General features: G+C 64.3%; 18 protein-coding genes. 12 read left to right on the top strand and 6 right to left on the bottom strand.

Going from position 1 to position 17,374, the window contains the following annotated elements; translation table 11 throughout:
* Window positions 1-30: 30 nt before the first annotated feature.
* Genes EAV90_RS10280 through EAV90_RS10295 form a run of 4 tightly spaced genes read left to right on the top strand, consistent with a single transcriptional unit; the run spans window position 31 to window position 4,170 of the window.
* Window positions 31-1,275 (top strand): acyl-CoA dehydrogenase family protein, encoded by a 1,245-nt coding sequence (locus EAV90_RS10280; protein WP_129143305.1) that lies wholly within the window; start codon window positions 31-33, stop codon window positions 1,273-1,275.
* A 26-nt stretch (window positions 1,276-1,301) separates the two neighbouring features.
* Window positions 1,302-2,315: a phosphotransferase family protein gene (locus EAV90_RS10285; RefSeq protein ID WP_208738482.1), complete on the top strand. Its 1,014-nt coding sequence runs from the start codon at window positions 1,302-1,304 to the stop codon at window positions 2,313-2,315.
* Window positions 2,316-2,335: 20 nt separating this feature from the next.
* Window positions 2,336-2,998, top strand: a complete 663-nt coding sequence (locus EAV90_RS10290) for a nitroreductase (protein ID WP_208738483.1) — start codon at window positions 2,336-2,338, stop codon at window positions 2,996-2,998.
* A 23-nt stretch (window positions 2,999-3,021) separates the two neighbouring features.
* On the top strand, window positions 3,022-4,170 hold the full coding sequence (locus EAV90_RS10295; RefSeq protein WP_129143308.1) for a CaiB/BaiF CoA transferase family protein: 1,149 nt from the start codon (window positions 3,022-3,024) through the stop codon (window positions 4,168-4,170).
* Window positions 4,171-5,221: 1,051 nt separating this feature from the next.
* Here the strand turns inward: EAV90_RS10295 and EAV90_RS10300 are convergent.
* The 6 genes from EAV90_RS10300 to EAV90_RS10325 form a co-directional block, all read right to left on the bottom strand.
* A complete protein-coding gene (locus tag EAV90_RS10300) occupies window positions 5,222-6,058 on the bottom strand; it encodes an ABC transporter substrate-binding protein (protein WP_122403689.1) in 837 nt (278 codons plus the stop codon).
* 68 nt (window positions 6,059-6,126) lie between these two features.
* The gene (locus tag EAV90_RS10305; RefSeq protein WP_122403688.1) at window positions 6,127-6,612 is read right to left on the bottom strand and encodes a MaoC family dehydratase; all 486 of its coding nucleotides are present in this window, start codon (window positions 6,610-6,612) and stop codon (window positions 6,127-6,129) included.
* A 9-nt stretch (window positions 6,613-6,621) separates the two neighbouring features.
* Window positions 6,622-8,205 (bottom strand): acyl CoA:acetate/3-ketoacid CoA transferase, encoded by a 1,584-nt coding sequence (locus EAV90_RS10310; protein ID WP_129143309.1) that lies wholly within the window; start codon window positions 8,203-8,205, stop codon window positions 6,622-6,624.
* A 4-nt stretch (window positions 8,206-8,209) separates the two neighbouring features.
* Window positions 8,210-9,352, bottom strand: coding sequence for an acyl-CoA dehydrogenase family protein (locus EAV90_RS10315; protein WP_122403686.1), 1,143 nt, complete (start codon window positions 9,350-9,352; stop codon window positions 8,210-8,212).
* Between the two features lie 12 nt (window positions 9,353-9,364).
* Window positions 9,365-9,733 (bottom strand): tautomerase family protein, encoded by a 369-nt coding sequence (locus EAV90_RS10320; RefSeq protein ID WP_122403685.1) that lies wholly within the window; start codon window positions 9,731-9,733, stop codon window positions 9,365-9,367.
* 3 nt (window positions 9,734-9,736) lie between these two features.
* On the bottom strand, window positions 9,737-10,822 hold the full coding sequence (locus tag EAV90_RS10325) for a LacI family DNA-binding transcriptional regulator (protein ID WP_129143310.1): 1,086 nt from the start codon (window positions 10,820-10,822) through the stop codon (window positions 9,737-9,739).
* A 184-nt stretch (window positions 10,823-11,006) separates the two neighbouring features.
* Between EAV90_RS10325 and dapA the strand changes: the two genes are divergently transcribed.
* The 8 genes from dapA to EAV90_RS10365 all read left to right on the top strand — a co-directional run bounded on the left by dapA (window position 11,007) and on the right by EAV90_RS10365 (window position 17,358).
* Window positions 11,007-11,915 (top strand): 4-hydroxy-tetrahydrodipicolinate synthase, encoded by a 909-nt coding sequence (dapA, locus tag EAV90_RS10330; RefSeq protein ID WP_164936866.1) that lies wholly within the window; start codon window positions 11,007-11,009, stop codon window positions 11,913-11,915.
* 16 nt (window positions 11,916-11,931) lie between these two features.
* Window positions 11,932-13,122: a CaiB/BaiF CoA transferase family protein gene (locus EAV90_RS10335; RefSeq protein ID WP_129143312.1), complete on the top strand. Its 1,191-nt coding sequence runs from the start codon at window positions 11,932-11,934 to the stop codon at window positions 13,120-13,122.
* Window positions 13,119-14,282, top strand: a complete 1,164-nt coding sequence (locus EAV90_RS10340) for an acyl-CoA dehydrogenase family protein (RefSeq protein ID WP_129143313.1) — start codon at window positions 13,119-13,121, stop codon at window positions 14,280-14,282. The genes EAV90_RS10335 and EAV90_RS10340 overlap by 4 nt, the downstream gene beginning before the upstream one ends.
* 10 nt (window positions 14,283-14,292) lie before the next feature.
* A complete protein-coding gene (locus EAV90_RS10345; protein ID WP_122403680.1) occupies window positions 14,293-14,700 on the top strand; it encodes a MaoC/PaaZ C-terminal domain-containing protein in 408 nt (135 codons plus the stop codon).
* Window positions 14,701-14,703: 3 nt separating this feature from the next.
* Entirely contained in the window at window positions 14,704-15,135 is a 432-nt protein-coding gene (locus EAV90_RS10350; protein ID WP_129143314.1) for a MaoC family dehydratase, read from the top strand.
* Between the two features lie 8 nt (window positions 15,136-15,143).
* Window positions 15,144-16,085, top strand: a complete 942-nt coding sequence (locus EAV90_RS10355; RefSeq protein ID WP_244607670.1) for a dihydrodipicolinate synthase family protein — start codon at window positions 15,144-15,146, stop codon at window positions 16,083-16,085.
* An 11-nt stretch (window positions 16,086-16,096) separates the two neighbouring features.
* Window positions 16,097-16,399: a DUF4286 family protein gene (locus tag EAV90_RS10360; RefSeq protein ID WP_122403677.1), complete on the top strand. Its 303-nt coding sequence runs from the start codon at window positions 16,097-16,099 to the stop codon at window positions 16,397-16,399.
* Window positions 16,400-16,521: 122 nt separating this feature from the next.
* Window positions 16,522-17,358 carry an ABC transporter substrate-binding protein gene (locus EAV90_RS10365; RefSeq protein WP_129143315.1) on the top strand — a complete coding sequence of 279 codons (837 nt, stop codon included), beginning with the start codon at window positions 16,522-16,524 and terminating at the stop codon, window positions 17,356-17,358.
* The last annotated feature ends 16 nt before the right edge of the window (window positions 17,359-17,374 follow it).

Consider the following 17,374-nt stretch of genomic DNA (forward strand, 5'->3'; position numbering starts at 1 on the left):
CCCAACAAGAACAGAGACAGGAGAGGCGCCGTGGATTTCGAACTCCCGAAGGAGATCACCGACAAGCTGGCCGAGCTCGACGCGTTCATCGAGGCGGAGATCAAGCCGCTCGAACGGGACAACATCAGGTTCTTCGATCACCGCCGAGAGAACGCGCGGACCGACTGGGACAATGACGGTCGTCCCCGCGATGAATGGCGAGCGCTGATCGGCGAGATGGAGCGACGCGCCGACAAGGCGGGACATCTGCGCTACGGCCTCCCGAAATCATGCGGCGGGCAGGGCGCCTCGAATCTGGCGATCGCCGCGATCCGCGAGCATCTGGCGGCCAAGGGGCTCGGTCTGCACAACGACTTGCAGGACGAGTCGTCAATCGTCGGTAATTTTCCGATCATCCCCGCGCTGGCCGATTATGGGACCGAGGAGCAGAAGACCTATATCGAAGGCATCATCACAGGAAAGAAGCATCTGTCGTTCGGCCTGACCGAGCCCGGGCACGGCAGCGATGCGACATGGCTCGAGACGTCAGGCGTGCGCGACGGAAACCATTGGGTCATCAACGGCCGCAAGCGCTGGAACAGTCAGGTCGCGCGGGCGCATGCCAATCTGGTGTTCGCCCGCACCTCGGGCAAACCGGGCGAGGCCAAGGGCATTACCGCCTTCATCGTGCCGACCAACGCGCCCGGCCATAACGTGCTCTACAATCACTGGACCTTCAACATGCCGAGCGATCATGCAGAGACGGAGCTCGTCAATGTGCGGGTGCCCGACAGCGCGATCCTCCACAGGGAGGGCGAGGGGCTCGTCGTAGCGCAACGGTTTGTGCATGAGAACCGCATTCGCCAGGCCGCGGCCAGCGCCGGCGCGGCGCGCTATTGCATCCAGGAGGCGGTCAAATACGCCAAATCGCGCGTCGCGTTCGGCGAGCCGCTGGCCAAGAAGCAGGCCGTTCAGTTCCCGCTCGTCGAGCTCTGGGCCGAGTACCAGATGCTGCGCAACTTCATCTTCCGCACGGCATGGCAGATGGATCGCCAGAACCCGCTGACGATCAGCGATATGGTCTCGATCTGTAACTTCCGTGCCAACCGGCTGTGCTGCGAGGCGGCGGACCATGCGATGCAGGTGCATGGCGGCATGGGCTATAGCCGCGCCTTGCCGTTCGAGCACATCTACCGCCACCATCGCCGTTACCGCATCACGGAGGGAACGGAGGAGGTGCAGATGCGGCGCGTGGCGCAGTATCTGTTCGGCTTCAGCGGCAAGAGCGCGAGCTGATTGCGATGAGTGGGCAGGCGAGCGACGTGGATTTCGACCTTCGTCAACTCGACGTGTACTTGCGGGATTGGCTCGGCGGCAGCGCCGAAACCTGCGTGACGCGCACCAGCGGCGGCATGTCGAATCCGACTTATTTCGTGACTCGCGGTGACTGGCAGGCCGTGCTGCGCAAGCAGCCAAACAATGTCCTGATGCCGTCGGCGCACGCCATCGATCGCGAATATCGCGTCCTCACGGCCCTGCAGCGGAGCGTCGTCCCGACGCCGCGACCCTTCCGTTATTGCGAGGATCGCGAAGTGCTGGGCACGCCGTTCTATCTGATGGAATGGCTGAAAGGGCGGGTCATTTACGACTACGCACTGCCGGGGCTTGCGAAGGAGGAGCGGGCGGACTGCTATCGTTCGATGGCGGAAACACTGGCTGCGCTGCATCGGCTCGACTATTGCGCCGTTGGGCTCGGTGATTTCGGCAAGCCTGGAAACTATTTCGCCCGCCAGCTCAATCGCTGGTCAAGATTGTGGACCGAGTATCGCCGCGGTGATGACGACAATCCGGCGCTCGATAGGATGGTGCGCTGGCTCTCCGAGCGCGTGCCCGAGAGCGACAGTCTCGCGCTTTGCCATGGTGACTTCCGGATGGCGAATCTGGTGTTCCATCCGACCGAGCCGCGTGTGATCGGGGTGCTCGATTGGGAGCTGTCGACCCTTGGCCACCCGCTCGTCGATCTCGCCTTCAACACCCAGGCCTGGCGCATGGCCCCGGACGAGAACGGTGGCTTGCTCGGCCTGTCGCTGGAAGAGATGGGAATACCGGGCGAGCAAGCCTATCTCGACCGCTACTACGACAGCGCAGCGGCGACAGAGCGCCTGACGGCGTTTCACCAGGTCTTCGCGATGTTCCGCGGCGCGGTCGGCAGCGCCGGCGTCGCGGCGCGGGGCGATCTCGGCAACAACACGCTGCCTGATGCCGCGAACATCGGGCGCCGGCTCGCCCGCGCCTATGCAACGCGGGGAATGGAATTGATCGAGGGCGAACCATGAGCATTTCGGAACGACCGTCGATGAGCGTCGATGAAGTCATCCGCCGGCGCCGCTCGGTGCGCGGCTTCCTCCCCCGCGAGGTGCCGGATCCGATCCTGCGCGAGGTCTTTGCTCTGGCGCAGTGGGCGCCCTCGAACTGCAACGTGCAGCCCTGGGTGCCGCACGTCGTATCGGGTGAAACGCTAACACATGTCCGGGACGCGTTGGTGGCAGCCGGTATGCGCGATGAGCCGATCAAGCCAGACTGGCCGGCCGATGGCAAGTTCAGCGGGGTCTATCGCGAGCGCCAGGTCGGCGCGGCGCAGGCGCTCTATGGTGCGATGGGTGTGGCGCGAAGTGACAGTGTCGGACGCAAGCTGGCCTACATTCGCAACCACGCATTCTTCGACGCTCCTCACGCGGTCTTTATCTTCATGCCGGAACCGTTCGATACGCGTGAGGCTGTTGATCTCGGCATGTACGCGCAGACACTGATGCTCTTGCTCACCGCGCGCGGCATCGCGTCCTGCGCGCAAGGCGCGCTCGGATTGTTCCCGGACATCGTGCGCGCGGAGCTCGGAATCCCCGCCACTCAAAAGCTGCTGTTTGGCATCTCGTTTGGCTATGAGGATAGCGACGTCAAGGCCAATGCTGCGCGCGTCGACCGCGCGCCGATCGACGACGTCGTACGTTTTCACCGCTGACATCCATCAGAGGAGAGGTCGCCTTGACCGGACCGTTGCATGGTTTTCGCATCGTCGAGATGGGCGGGATTGGGCCGGCGCCCTTTGCTGGCGCGTTGCTCGGCGATATGGGAGCGGACGTGTTGCGGATCGATCGCATCCCCCGGCCCGGCGTGGAACCGGATCTGCCGGCGCAGTTCGATTTCTACAACCGCAACAAGCGTTCGGTCGCGCTCGATCTCAAGCAACCGCAAGCAATCGCGACCGTGCTGCAACTCGTGGCGCGGGCCGATGCGATGATCGAGGGCTTTCGACCTTCGGTGATGGAGCGGCTCGGGCTCGGGCCTGATCCATGCCACGCTGTCAATCCACGTCTGGTCTATGCGCGCATGACTGGCTGGGGACAGCAAGGACCGATGTCGCAGGAGGCGGGGCACGACATCAATTATCTCGCATTGACCGGCGCGTTGCATTGCCTCGGCGACACGGACCGCCCACCGCCACCGCCGCTCAATCTCGTGGCCGACCTCGGCGGCGGCGCGCTCTATCTGACCGTCGGTCTGCTTGCGGCAGCCATGGAGGCGAGGCAATCGGGCAAAGGACAGACCATCGATGTGGCGATGATCGACGGCGTGACGCATCTGATGTCGGCGTTTCAGGCGTTTCGGCAGCAGGGCAGCTGGACCGAGCGGCGTGCCGACAACATCGTCGATGGCGGCGCACCCTTCTACGGGAGCTATGCAACCAAGGACGGCAAGTTCATTGCGGTCGGCGCGATCGAACCGCACTTCTACGCCAATCTGTTGGGCGTGATGGAGGTGACGACGGGAGAGCTCCCGGAACAGAATGACCGCGCATCCTGGCCGCAGATGCGCCAGCGCTTCGCCGAGATATTTGCGGGACGAACGCGCGACGAATGGGTCGCCGCCGCGCTGGGGCGCGATGCCTGTCTTGCGCCAGTCTTGACCATTGACGAGGCGCCCGCGCATCCGCAGATGCAGGCCCGGAGTGCCTACGTCATGTTCGATGGGGTGCGACACCCCAGCCCGGCGCCGCGCTTCTCGCGCACGGCTTCTGAGCTTCACACGTCGCCGCCAGCGCCGGGACGTGATACAAGACAAGCGCTTGCAGATTGGGGCGCTTCGCCGGAGCAAATCGCAACGCTGGCGTCCGCCGGCGCCATCGCGAGATGATGCGACTTAGTCCGCTGTCCGTGCGCGAGTCTGATCGGCGCTATTAGAGGGAAATCGACGAGATTCGACGATGGGAGCGGCTGTGCCTGGACGAGGCCTGCGCTGGTTTGTGCTGGAGGCGAGGGCGGCGCTGCTATCGATGGTGCAAAACTAAGGGGGGTAGAGCCGTAGGTCGAATCGTAGCTTTTGGGAGACGCAGGCCAAAAAGGCTAGAGATTGCAGCACGGTTGACATCCCACCCCTTCCGCCGGAGTCTCCTATCGAGAGCCAAGATCTGCAACTCGTCGACAATTCTGGTACTTAGCGAGTATTCTATAGGTACGTTGCAATTTAGGGTACGCGGTCCTCAGCCAACAACTTGAAGGTAGCCCACATCAACCGGTCGCATTCCAGTCCCGCTATGGCAGCGACGGCAGGTGCGGGTCATCGAGCGACCGGACCGGCGCGCTGTTGATCTCTGACGGTATTTGAGCATACGCCCAACTCCAAGGCCGTCACGGCAGTCTTGGCCACGCCGGCAACGCTGATCAGTCGATTGACTCCGATAGGTGGCGAAATTGCCGAGAGCGCGAACGGCTCAAATTTTTCTGTGAATTCAAGACCACAAAATTGCGGCGGGTATACCGTCGGCATTTGTCCGTCAGACTTGAAGAATTGTGCTTGCAAATCAACGCCGATACGCTGTCCCGAATGATAGAGTGGGAATAATTCAGGCCCGTCCGGGACTATCCCGTTCTATCCAATTGCACGAATTAACAGACTGATTTTACGATCGAATTCGTCTGCGGCCTCTGAACTTGCGCTCTCATCCGGCGGTTCGCCGATGTTCACTACGCGGCCCAAGAAGTTGCTCGTGCATACCGCTTGAGCGACTGCCGAGCCTTGCGTCGCTTAGACCATATTTGAACGTGTGGTGGGCCTTATGGACCGCACCGGCTTTCGACGTCATCAAATTTGCTAAGAAGTTCACTTCTCGTTCTCGCTCGCTTCTGCTGCACGCGCGTAGCCCCATGCGACAACATTCATGGTATGACTGCGATATGGTGTACGATCAGTTCGTCGGCCCGTCCCCACGGATTGCAAACGTCGTCGCCTTCAGCTTGGTCATGCCGAACTTGTCGAACAGCTTGTCATAGGTGCCGTCGGCGCGGATCGCCGTCATCGCGTCAGCAACGGCCTGGGCCAGCAGCTTGTCGCGGAAGGCAAACGTAATGTCTGTGCCAGCGATGTCGCGGACCCAGATCTTTGCGATACCCTTCTGCTCGAGCGAGTTGGCGGTCTCGTTGATGTTGAGCGCGGCCTCGAGCTGCCCGGCGCGCAGCGCCGCCGAGGTGGCGGTGACGGTGGTGAAGGTGCGCAGCTCGATCGGCTTGAGGCCCTTGGCCTCCATCGCGGTGTTGAACTCGCGCGCCTTGCGCTCGGTGTAGGTTGCCGATTCTACGCCGACGACGCGGCCGGCGAGGTCCTCGAACTTCTCCAGCTTGAGGCTGGAGGAGGGGTCGGTGTAAATGCTGATCGCCTGCTGCGCGTAAGGCACGAGGTAGAGCATCTTCGAGCGCTCCTCGGTCCAGAACAGGCCGGTGTTGATGGCATCGAACCGGCCCGAGCGCAGCGCCGGGATCATCGGCGGGAAGTCCATGCGCAGGAACACCGGCTCGACGCAGATGCGCTTGGCGATCTCGCGGGCGAGCTCGACATTGAGGCCCTGCAACTCACCCTTGTCGTCGACGAATTGCTGAGGCGGCAGCGTCGGGTTGATCGACATCTGCCATTTCGGCGCCTCGATCAGGCTCGACGCCGGCACCTTCGGCGTGCAGGTCTGGGCACCGGCGGCCTGTGTCAGGCCGACCAGAAGGACGATGGCGGAGAAGGTTTTTGGAAATCGCATCTGAATACTCCGATCAAATCGTGGGTGGCAGAGGAGCCGTTCTCCGGTCCGAAGTCTTCTTCAATGTCTCATCGTGTGGCCGCCGTCGCGTCGGCTTGCCGGGTCAGGATCAGCGAGATGTGGCGGGCCGCGGTCACCACCTCGTCGCGCTGGTTGAGGAGGTCGAGGGTCTCGATGACGATGCCGCGCCCGGGATTCTTGGTCGGGCGTTTCTCGACGAAGCGGAAGCGGACGCGCAAGGAATCGCCGGCGACGATCGGCCCCTTGAATTTCACCTCGTCCCAGCCGAGCGAGGCGACCGAGGTCTCCTCGTATAGCTTCAGCTCCGACTTCAGCCCTTCCATCAGTGACAGGCCGTACAGCCCGTGGCCGATTACCGCGGGAAAGCCGCGGGAGCGCGCATAGGCGCCATCGACATGGAGCGGATGATGGTCGCGCGTGACGTCGGCGAAGGCCGCGATATCGGCTTCCGTCACGGTGTGCGCGGCGGTCTCGAACTCGGCACCGAGCGCGATATCTTCGTAATGGAGATTGATCGAGGCGCTCGTGTCCATGCTGATCCCTCAGGCAACCTTCCGTGGCCGCGCCGGCAGCGCCTTGAAGCTCTGCGCGATTCCCATCGGGCCGGAACGGAAGATTCGCGGGTCCATGTCCTTCAGCTGAGGGCTGATGCGCGGCCTGAAGCCCATGTTCGCGAGGATGTCCTCCTCCAGCCGCACGCCCGGTGCGATCTCCGTCAGCGTCACGTGGCCGTTCTCGAGCTCGAACACGGCGCGCTCGGTGACGTAGCTGACATGCTGGCCACGCTGTGCGGCAAGCGAAGCGCTGAAGCTGATCTGGCCGACTTGTGGGACGAATTTGCGGAAGGCACCGTCGCGCCGGATCGCGAGGCGGCCATTCTCGACACCGATGTCGAACTTGCCGCCGGTCATGGTGCCGCTGAAGATCAGCCGCTTGGCATTCTGGGTGATGTCGATGAAGCCGCCGGAGCCGTCGCGGCGCTCGCCGAAGCGAGTGACGTTGACATTGCCTGTTACGTCCACCTCCGCGAAGGAGAGGAAGGCGCAGGAGAGGCCGCCGCCGTCGTAGAAGTCGAACTGATAGGCCTGGTCGAGGATGACCCGCGGATTGATCGCGGTGCCGAACTCGCGGGCGTGACCTGGCACGCCGCCGACGACGCCGGATTCCACCGTCAGGGTGATCAGGTCGGAGATGCCTTCCTCGGCCGCGACATTCGGGATCATCGCGGAGATGCCGACGCCGAGATTGACGACGTCGCGCGGGCGCAATTCGAAGGCGGCGCGGCGGGCGATCACCCGGCGTTCGGTGAGTGGATCGGGTATGATCATCGCTACCGGCACGCGCGTCTCGCCGCAGCGTGCCGGATCGTAGGCGGTGCCGTAGGTCTGCATCTGCTCGGGTTCGAGCACGACGTGATCGATCAGGAAGCCCGGGATCTTCACCATCTGCGGATGGATCGAGCCGCGCTTCACGATGCGCTTGACCTGGCAGATCACGGTGCCGCCGGCATTGTGCACGGCCTGTGCGATCGAGAGATCCTCGCGCGTCGTGCCCTCGTGCTCCATGCTGATGTAACCATCTTCATCTGCGGAGGTGCCGCGGATGATGGCGACATCGGGCGGGGTTGGGACGCGGTAGAGCAGCCAGGACTGGCCGTGCAGCTCGAGCAGGTCGACCAGCGGCGCGGTGGTGCGCTTGTTCATGCGCCCGCCATCCTGGCGCGGGTCCATATAGGTGTTGAGACCGACATGGGTGAGCACGCCCGGATGTTTCGCGGCCATGGCGCGGCAGAGCTGGCTCATCACGCCTTGCGGGAAATTGTAGGCGTCGATCAGCTCGTCGCGGACGAGGCGCATGAACGGCACCTGGAGGCCGAAGTTGCCGCCGATCACGCGCGCGATCAGGCCTTCATGGGCGAGATGGCAGAGGCCCTTCTCGGTCACGGCGCCGACGCCGGTGATGTTGATCAGCGTCAGATTGTGCGGGCCCTGGCCGCCGAGGAAGCGCTGCTCCAGCGCATCGAGGATGGCTTCGGCTGCGCCCGTGCCGCCATTGCCGCCGACGATCAGCGTATCGGTGTCGCGGATCAGGCCTGCAGCCTCTTTCGCCGTGATGATGCTCAGCATGCCCTCACGCGGCCTCCTTTTCGACCTGGCGGGCGATGATCAGCCGCTGGATCTGGTTGGTGCCCTCGTAGATCTGGGCGAGGCGGACGTCGCGGAAGATCCGCTCGATGCGGTACTCGCGCGAATAGCCGTTGCCGCCGTGGATCTGCAGCGCGTTGGAGACGTGCTTCATCGCCATGTCGGTGGTGAACAGCTTTGCCTGCGCCGCTTCCTTGGCGATCGGCTCGCCGGCATCGTGCAGGCGCGCGGCGTGGTGGATCAGGAGGCGCGCAGCCGCAATGTCCGTCGACATGTCCGCGAGCATGAACTGCACCGCTTGGTAGCCGATGATGGCCTGGCCGAACTGCTTGCGGTCCTTGGCATAGGCGGTGGCGTCCTCGAACGCGGCCTGCGCCATGCCGAGCGCCATCGAGGCCATCATCAGCCGGCTGAAGTTGAAATTGCTCATGGCCATCTTGAAGGCCTGGTTCTCCGGCCCCATCACGCTGTCCGAGGGCAGGCGCACATCGGAGAAGGTGATCTGGCAGTCGTCGAGGCCGTGCATGCCGAGCAGCTCCTCGTTCTTGCCGCGGGCGATGCCGGGCAGGGCGCCGTCGACCAGAAGACACGAGATGGCGCGATGGCCGGCATCTGCGCCGGTGCGCGCGAACACCATGATGCGGTCGGCGACGCCGCCGAGCGTCACCCAGGCCTTTGTGCCGTTGAGCCGCCAGCCATTGCCCTCGCGCGCCGCGCTGGTGCGGATGCCCGCGACATCGGAGCCGTGGTCGGGCTCGGAGACGGCGGTGGCGGGAATGATGTCGCCGCTGAGAATCTTGGGGATCAGCGCCTTGTGCGCGTCGGTGCCGTGATGGTCGAAGAACAGCACGGCCTCGACCGGGATAGCGAAGGCATTGGCGACCGCGCCGGAGCAGCGCGCCAATTCCTCCATCGCAATGCAGGCCGCGACCGCATCGAGCCCGGCGCCGCCGGCGCCTTCGCGCAGGCAGATGCCGAACAGGCCGAGATCGGCCATGCCCTTGTAGAGCGTGCGGTCGAACCGGTCCTCGCGATCGATCGCGGCCGCGCGCGGCAGGATCTCCGCTTCCGCGAAGCGGCGGGCGGTGTCGCGCAGGGCTTTCTGGTCTTGGCTGTAGAAGCGATCCATGGCGTGCTCCCGTCAGTCGCTGGCGAGCTTGGAATCGTGGGAGACCTCGCTGCGGTCGCGGTCGAGGAAATAGACCGCGACATCGTCGCCCGGCACGCCATAGGCACTGCATACGGCGCGGGTCAGCGCGATGGCGGCGGCGCGCCGCTCGGCCTCGCTGCGGCGGAAGGCATGGACCTTGAGCAGGATGCGTTGGCCGGTGGCCTGAGCGCCGAACGTACCGGCGTGGGCGTAGTCATCGGCCGCAATGTTCAGGAAATAGAGCGTGACCGTATCAGCGGTGACGCCGAAGGCCGACATCAGGCCGTCGGTCACGGACCGCGCCAGCGCGGCCTTGCGATCAGACGGGACTTGCGGGCCGAGCACTTCGACATAGGGCATCGATCAGACCTTCGCGGACTTGGCCGCAGATGATTTGGATGAAGACGATTTGGACTTGGCGGATTTCGCGGGGGCCAGGGCGTCGATCCGGCGGCAGGAGTCGCGCTTGATCAGCCGGGCGCCGACGCGATATTCGCGAACGCCGTCATTGCCGTTGCCCTTGGCGTCCATGCGGTGCAGCAGCCGGTCGACGGCGAGATTGGCAAGGTCCCGCGCGCCGTTGTCGACGATGCTGATGGCCGGGCGGTGCCATTCGAACCACGGCATGTCCTCGTAGCAGAGCAGCGAGAGATCGTCGGGAATGGCGATGTTCCGTTCCGCGGTGACGCGCAGCACGCCGAGCGTTGCCTCGTGATTGGCGACGAAGATCGCGCTCGGCGGCCGGGGGAGGTCGAGCAGCTTGCGGGCGCACGTCGCGCCGGTCTCGGGCTCGAAATGGCCGGCATGAATCAAGGTGTCGTCCCTGGCGATGCCGGCCTCGCGCAGCGCGCGGACATAGCCGGACAAGCGTTCGCGGCCGGACGTCGTGTCCTGGCGCCCCACGATCAGCCCGATGCGCTTGTGCCCGAGCTCGATCAAATGGCGCGTGCCCAGATAAGCGCCTTGCGGATCGTCGGCGAGCACGGTCTCGAGATCGGTCGCGTCATCGCGCCGCACCAGGCAGACGATGGGCACGTCTTTCGAGAGTGTCTTGAGCTGCGCGCCGTTCTTTCCCGTGGGCACCACGATCAGCCCGTCGATGCGGTGGTCGACCAGTGTGGCGAGGGTGTCGCTCTCCTGCTGCGGATCGTCGCCGCCGATGCACAGGAGCATTTGATAACCCAGCGCCTTCAGGCGCGCCTGCACCACTTCGGCCATCACCTGGAACGAAGCGTTGGTGAGGTTGTGGACGAGAAGCGCCACGAGCCGCGACTGTCCGGTCTTGAGACCTCGCGCGATAGGGTTCGGTCGATAGCCGAGCTCGCGCGCGATGCGCACCAGGCGCTGCTGCGTACGTTCGCTGGTCAGGCCGGTTCCCGTCAGCGCTCGGGAAACAGTGCTGACTGAAACGCGGGCCGCCTGTGCCACATCTTTGAGCGTGACGCTCATCAAACCTGCCGATAGACTGCAAACGATTGCAGAAACGCTATGAGCTAATTCCACGCTTATCAAGCTCAAAAAATGGATGGTGTTGCCCAATGCAGAGCCATTTATGCAAACGATTGCATAAGTCGTGCGGATATTCCGCAGGCGGCGTCCATCGCCTGATTCCACCCGAGCATCCGACGGTTCCCTGATGAAGACGTTCCGCGGCACCTACACCGTCATGATCACCCCGTTCACGGCTGCGGGCGAGGTCGATGTCGCGGCCTTGCGCGCCTTCGTCGATTGGCAGATCGCGGAAGGTATTCACGGGTTGATCCCGCTCGGCTCGACCGGTGAGTTCCTGTCCATGGACGATGACGAGAAAGCGCTGGTTGCCGAGGTTGTCATTCGCCAGGCCGCAGGCCGCGTCCCCGTGCTGATCGGCACCGGCGCGGAGGACACGCGCGAGGTGGTGCGCCTCAGTCGCCGTGCCGAAAAACTGGGCGCTGACGGTGTGATGATCATCCCGCCGTTCTATTCGGCGCCGACCGACGACGAGCTCGTCCATCACTACAAGACGGTGGCCGACGCGATCGCGCTGCCGATCATGGTCTACAACAATCCGGCGACCGCCAATGTCGATCTCAAGCCGCCGCTGGTGGCGCGCATCGCCGAGATCGACAACTGCCTCTATATCAAGGAGTCGACGCTGGAGGTGACGCGGGTGCGCGACATCATCCGTCTCTGCGGCGACAGGATGACGGTGTTCGGCGGCATCCTCGGCTTTGAATCCTTCGTCGAGGGCGCGCAGGGCTGGGTGGCCGTTGCCTCCAACGTGGTCCCGGCGGAGATGGCCCGCATCTTCAGCCTCGTCGCCGACCACGGCGCGATCAGGGAAGCGCGCGAGCTTTATCTGAAATACCTGCCGGTGATCGAATTCGTCGGCGGCCAGGCCTATGTCGCCGGCACCAAGGCGCTGCTCAGTCATATGGGTTTTGCAGCCGGCCATCCGCGCCCGCCACGCCTGCCGCTGCCGGCTGTGCAGGATGCGGCTGCGCGCGTGCTGGTCAAGACGTTCGATCTCGCCTGGCGCGACGCGCCAATCGCGGCTGCTTGAACTGAGGTGTGAACGGATGAACCTGCTCGACGGCGTCAAGATCCTCAGCTTCAATCACTATCTCGCGGGACCGCTGGCCGCGCAGACGCTCGCCGATCTCGGCGCCGACGTCATCGCGGTCGAGCCGATCGAGGGTGCGTTTCAGCGCAACTGGGCGGTCGCCAATCATTTCGTCGCAGGTGACAGCGTCAATCATCTGGCGACCGGGCGCAACAAGCGCAGCCTCGCGGTCGATCTCAAGCATCCCGACGGCATAGCCGCGGTCAAGAAGCTGGTGGCGACCGCAGACGTGGTGATGGAGAACTTTCGGCCGGGCACGATGGCCAAGCTTGGTCTCGGCTACGACACGCTCAAGGCGATCAACCCCGGCCTGATCTACGCGATCGCAACCGGCTTCGGATCGGAGGGGCCGTACAGGGATCGCCCCGGACAGGATCTTCTGCTCCAGGCGATGTCGGGTCTTGCGATGCGGACGGGGCGGGCGGACGGCGAGCCGACGGCGGTCGGCGCTGTCATCGTCGATCAGCACGCCGCCTCACTCTATGCCATGAGCATCCTCGCGGCGTTGTTTGCAAGAACCAAGACAGGCAAGGGGCAGCTCGTCGAGGTCAACCTCTACCAGGCCGCGCTCGATCTCCAGGTCGAGCCGCTGACCGCATGGCTGAACGGCGCGCCGTCGCCGACGTCGCGCGGTCCGGCCGGCATCGCGGCTTGGTTCAGTCCCGGGCCTTACGGCGTTCACGCCACGGCGGACGGTCATATGGCGATCTCCATGGCAGCGCCCAAGGCGCTGGCGGTCGCGCTCGACAATGAGGAATTGAAGCAGTTCGGGGAGGGTGACAGTTTCTCGAAGCGCGAGGAGATCACGCGGATCGTCGCGGCGCGTCTGAAGCAGAAGTCGACAGCCGATTGGCTGCCCGCGCTGGAATCGGTGCGTGTCTGGCACGCACCGGTGCAGGATTATCGCGACCTCGAATCCGATCCCCAGCTCAAGCACCTCGGCGTGTTCAAGAGCGCCGAGAGCGCAGGCGGCGCGCCGATCCGCATGGTCGCCCATCCCGCGCGCTATGACGGCCGGACGCCGGAGGTGCGGCTTGTGCCGCAGCGATTGGGTGCACAGACGCGCGAGGTGCTCGGCGAGATCGGCTACGGCGCTGCAGAGATCGACGCGATGGTCGCCGGCAAGGCGGTCGGAGTGGCGCGATGATCGATTTTTCGCTCCCTGAGGAGACGCGCCTGCTGGTCGACACCGTCCGCCGATTCGTCGAGACGGAGGTGCAGCCGCTCGAAGACGTCGTCGAGCAAACAGCAAAAGTGCCGGCCGATGCGCTTGCGATCACCAAGGCCAAGGCACAGAAGCTCGGCCTTTACGCCATGAATATGCCGGCAAATGTCGGTGGTGGCGGGCTATCCTGCGTCGAGCATTGCCTGGTCGAGGAAGAATTTGGCAAGACCTCGGATGCGCTGATCCGCCGCGTGTTCGGCCAGGTCTATCCGATGCTGATGGCCTGCAAGGGCGATCAGGTCGAACGCTATTTGCTGCCCACGGTGAAAGGCCACAAGATCTGCGCCATGGCGATCACCGAGCCGGGCGCCGGTTCCGACGCGGCGTCGATCAGCACGACGGCGCATCTTGAGGGTGATCAGTGGGTGCTCAACGGCACCAAGCATTTCATCAGCGACGGCGACATCGCGGACTATGTGATCCTGATGGCGCTGACCGACAGGGAGAAGCGGGCGAGGGGTGGCATCACGCTGTTCCTGGTCGATCGTGGCACGCCCGGCTTCAAGGTCGCGCGCACGCAGCCGATGATGGGCCATCGCGGCTATGGCCATGCCGAGCTGAGTTTTGAGGATTGCCGCATTCCGAAAGCGGCCGTGCTGGGCGAGGTCGGGGGTGGCTTCAAGCTGATCATGCAGAGCGTGCTGCAGATCCGGCTCGCCCATATCGGCGCCCGCGCGGTCGGCATGGCGCAGCGCGCGCTCGAGATGATGCGCAAGCATGCCGGCGAGCGGCGCCAGTTCGGCCAGCTCATCGGCGACTTCCAGATGGTGCAGAAGCTGATCGCCGATTCCGCCACCGAGATCTTCGGCGTGAAGATGATGGTGATGAACGCCGCCTGGGATATCGATCAGGGCAAGGATGCGCGCGATAAGGTTTCGATGATCAAGGTCGCGGCCTCCGAGATGCAGGGCCGGGTGGTCGATCGCGCCATCCAGGTGTTCGGCGGCATGGGGTTCAGCAAGGACCTGCCGCTGGAGCGCATGTACCGCGACGCCCGCGTCACCCGGATCTATGACGGTACCTCCGAAATTCACCGCATGCTAGTCGCGCGCAGCACCATCAAGAACGGCTTGCAGCTCTAGGGAACGTCTCATGTCGCACGCACCTCTCAAGCCCGGCGCCGCCTTTGCCTTCCGCAAGACCATGACGGTGGCCGAGCAGGCGATGTTCACGGGCATCAGCGGCAATCTCGGCGGTCTCTATGTCGACGCCGTGCGCGCCAAAAAGGCGGGCGCCTCCAACATGGTCGCGTTCGAGCTTGCCGTCGGCGGTCTCGCCACCACCTGTCTCAGCCAACTCGGGGGGCCGACGCGGCGGATCGGCAGCATCGTGCTGAATTTTGCGGCGCCCGTGATCGTCGGCGAGTCCGTCGAAGCGCGGGCCGAGATCGTCTCCGTTGAGGGCGACGATGCGACCTGCCGGGTCACCTGCACGCTGTCGCCATCCGGCACGACCGTGGTGGACGGCACCGCGACGCTGGTTCCCTTTGCCAAGGCCTGAGCCATGTACGAACCAAGATCCTTCGACGATCTCAAGGTGAATGACAGGGTCAGCCTGAGCAAGACCATCACCGAAGCCGATGGCGCGCTCTACATCGCCGCGACCGGCGATTTCGGCCCTGTTCATGTCGACGAGGTCTATGCCGGCGCGACGCGCTTTGGCCGCAGGCTGGCGCCGGGGATCATGGTTGCGGGCCTCTGCACCAGCATCCTCACCTCTGAGCTGGTCGGCACCATCGGCATATCGGTGGAGGACCGCTTCTGGTTCACCGGTCCCGTGTTTTACGGCGACACGCTCACCTTCGACGTCTGGATCGCTGAGCAGCACGACGAGACCCGCACCGTCATCTGGGAAGCGAGCGCGCGCAACGAAGGCGGCCTCGAAGTGCTGAAGGCGCGCGCGAGCCTGAAATTTCCGCGGCGTAAACCGTCATGAGCAAGCCGATGAAGAAACCGGATTTGCGCGGCGTCACGGTCGCGACCGTGCTGCCCTTCAGGGACGACAGCTCGATCGACTGGGACGGATACGCCCGCGTGCTGGACTATTGCGCGTGCCCGGATGGAATCGCGGCGGTGTTCGTCAATGGCCACGCCGGCGAGGGTGGGTCGCTCTCGGACGAGGAACGTCAGGCCGTGATCGAGCGGACGCGCCGGCAGATCGGCGGCAAGCCGCTATTGGCCGGCATCATCGCGCATTCCACGGCGGAAGCGATTCATCAGGCGCAGCTCGCGGAAGCTGCCGGCGCCGATTGCGCCGTTCTGTTCCCGCCCGCGCCGCTCGGCGGCGGAGCCTCGGCGACGTCGCGTGCGCCGGTGGCATTCGTGCAGGCGGTGAGCTCCGCCATCGGCATTCCCGTATCCGTCTTCCAGTATCCGCTCGCGTCCGGCTTCGGCTATTCGCCGGAGACGCTGGCGAAGATTGCAGCGATTGACAGCGTCATCGCCATCAAGGAGGGCAGCGATACCATGCTGGCCTATGACGAGAACCGACGGGCGGTGAAGCAGGCTGATCCCTCCGTGGCGATCCTGCCGTCAAATTTCAACTGGTTCCTGCCGCAGCTCGCCGTCGGCGGCGACGGCATTCTGTCCGGTCTCGTCAGCCTTGCGCCGCATCTGTTCGCAGCGCTGTGGCAGGCCGCGCTCGCCGACGACCTCAAGGCGATGCGCGCCGTCAACGAGCGGCTCTATCCGATCGTCCGCGCCATCTACGGGCCTGCGCCGATCATGGACATGCACACGCGCATGAAGGTCGGGCTGAAGGCGCTCGGCCTGATCCGCAACGCCGATCCGCGGCCGCCGCTGCTGCCGGTTCTGCCCGCGTTGTGCGATGCCATCGCAACGACAGTCGGCGCAGCGCGCACGGCCGGCGACATCCGTCTGGCATGAGGAACGAGTAGATGCCGGACGAAGCCTTCATCCATATCGTGCGGGTCGACATCGATCCCGAGCACGAGGCTGCGTTCAACGCCTGGTACGAGCAGACGCATTTTCCTGATCTGCTCGCCTGTCCCGGCTGGCTCTCGGCCAAGCGTTTCATCTCGATCGGCGATGGGCCGAAATACGCCGCGATGTACGAAGTCGCGGGGCGATGGGCATTCGAGACGCCGGAGTTCCTGAAGGTGAAGGGCTTTGGTCCGTTCGAATCCCTGGTGAAGAATTTCATGCGCATCCAGCTCAGGCCGATGTCGGGACCGGCTTGAGCGGATCAAGGACGATGCTGCCTGCCGTGTCGAGAGATCCGGCCGGCCGCATCCAAGAAGCACCGAGGGGGAATCCCGGGCGAGGAATTGCATCGGTCATTGGCGTCTTACTGGAGGTATCCATGGTCTCGACCCTGTTCCGCTTGAGTGCGGCCGCCGCATTCGTTCTCGCGTCCACGGCGGTGCATGCCGCCTGTACGCCCGCAATCACCGATGACAATCTGATTGCGCCCGGCAAATTGCAGCTCTCCATCAACCCGACCAATCCGCCGCAGCAATTCGTCGACAAGGACGGCCAGCTGCAGGGCCTCAACGTCGAGCTCGCCGCCGAGCTCGGCAAGCGGCTGTGCCTTCCGGTCGAACTCGTCCGGATGGATTTTCCGGCCATGATTCCTGCCTTGGGCGCAGCGCGAATTGACGGCGTCAACACCGGCATGTTCTGGACCGAGGAACGCTCGAAGCTGATGTACATGGTGCCGTATGCGATTCAGGCGATCTCGGTCGTGGTGGCCCCCGATAGCGGCACAAGAATTGCTACCGAAAGCGATCTGTTTGGAAAATCATACGCCGTCGAGGTCAGCAGCTACCAGATGAACTGGCTCAAGAAGCTCAGCGAGGCCAGCGTTGCGAACGGCGGAGCCGCCGTCGAAATGCGGACGTTCCCCACCGCGACCAACGTCGTCAGCGCGCTGCTCGCGGGCCAGGTTGACAATGCGCTGCTGGTCGACAGCGTGGCGCGCGATCTGGTCGGCCGTGGCCGCGTGAAGGAAGTCCTGAGCGGGCTCGGCACGGCCAGGACCACGCTTGGTTTCCGCAACAAGACAGTCGCCGATACCGTCGTCAAGGTGCTGAACGCAATGCGCGCCGACGGCTTTTATCAGGCGCTGTTCGACAAGTTCGGCCTGACCGCCATGCCGGCTGATCAGCCGCTCGCGATCGCCGGTCCCGGTCCGGCCTGATACTTACGGAGACGAG

Origin of the sequence: Bradyrhizobium vignae, assembly GCF_004114425.1 — a bacterium.
Taxonomy (GTDB): domain Bacteria; phylum Pseudomonadota; class Alphaproteobacteria; order Rhizobiales; family Xanthobacteraceae; genus Bradyrhizobium; species Bradyrhizobium vignae.

Excerpts from the sequence above, each read along its gene's own strand:
- EAV90_RS10290 (WP_208738483.1), top strand. The coding sequence starts at position 2,336 with ATGAGCGTCGATGAAGTCATCCGCCGGCGCCGCTCGGTGCGCGGCTTC.
- EAV90_RS10300 (WP_122403689.1), bottom strand. The coding sequence starts at position 6,058 with ATGCGATTTCCAAAAACCTTCTCCGCCATCGTCCTTCTGGTCGGCCTG.
- EAV90_RS10305 (WP_122403688.1), bottom strand. The coding sequence starts at position 6,612 with ATGGACACGAGCGCCTCGATCAATCTCCATTACGAAGATATCGCGCTC.
- EAV90_RS10310 (WP_129143309.1), bottom strand. The coding sequence starts at position 8,205 with ATGCTGAGCATCATCACGGCGAAAGAGGCTGCAGGCCTGATCCGCGAC.
- EAV90_RS10315 (WP_122403686.1), bottom strand. The coding sequence starts at position 9,352 with ATGGATCGCTTCTACAGCCAAGACCAGAAAGCCCTGCGCGACACCGCC.
- EAV90_RS10320 (WP_122403685.1), bottom strand. The coding sequence starts at position 9,733 with ATGCCCTATGTCGAAGTGCTCGGCCCGCAAGTCCCGTCTGATCGCAAG.
- EAV90_RS10325 (WP_129143310.1), bottom strand. The coding sequence starts at position 10,822 with ATGAGCGTCACGCTCAAAGATGTGGCACAGGCGGCCCGCGTTTCAGTC.
- EAV90_RS10335 (WP_129143312.1), top strand. The coding sequence starts at position 11,932 with ATGAACCTGCTCGACGGCGTCAAGATCCTCAGCTTCAATCACTATCTC.
- EAV90_RS10340 (WP_129143313.1), top strand. The coding sequence starts at position 13,119 with ATGATCGATTTTTCGCTCCCTGAGGAGACGCGCCTGCTGGTCGACACC.
- EAV90_RS10345 (WP_122403680.1), top strand. The coding sequence starts at position 14,293 with ATGTCGCACGCACCTCTCAAGCCCGGCGCCGCCTTTGCCTTCCGCAAG.
- EAV90_RS10350 (WP_129143314.1), top strand. The coding sequence starts at position 14,704 with ATGTACGAACCAAGATCCTTCGACGATCTCAAGGTGAATGACAGGGTC.
- EAV90_RS10355 (WP_244607670.1), top strand. The coding sequence starts at position 15,144 with ATGAAGAAACCGGATTTGCGCGGCGTCACGGTCGCGACCGTGCTGCCC.
- EAV90_RS10360 (WP_122403677.1), top strand. The coding sequence starts at position 16,097 with ATGCCGGACGAAGCCTTCATCCATATCGTGCGGGTCGACATCGATCCC.
- EAV90_RS10365 (WP_129143315.1), top strand. The coding sequence starts at position 16,522 with ATGGTCTCGACCCTGTTCCGCTTGAGTGCGGCCGCCGCATTCGTTCTC.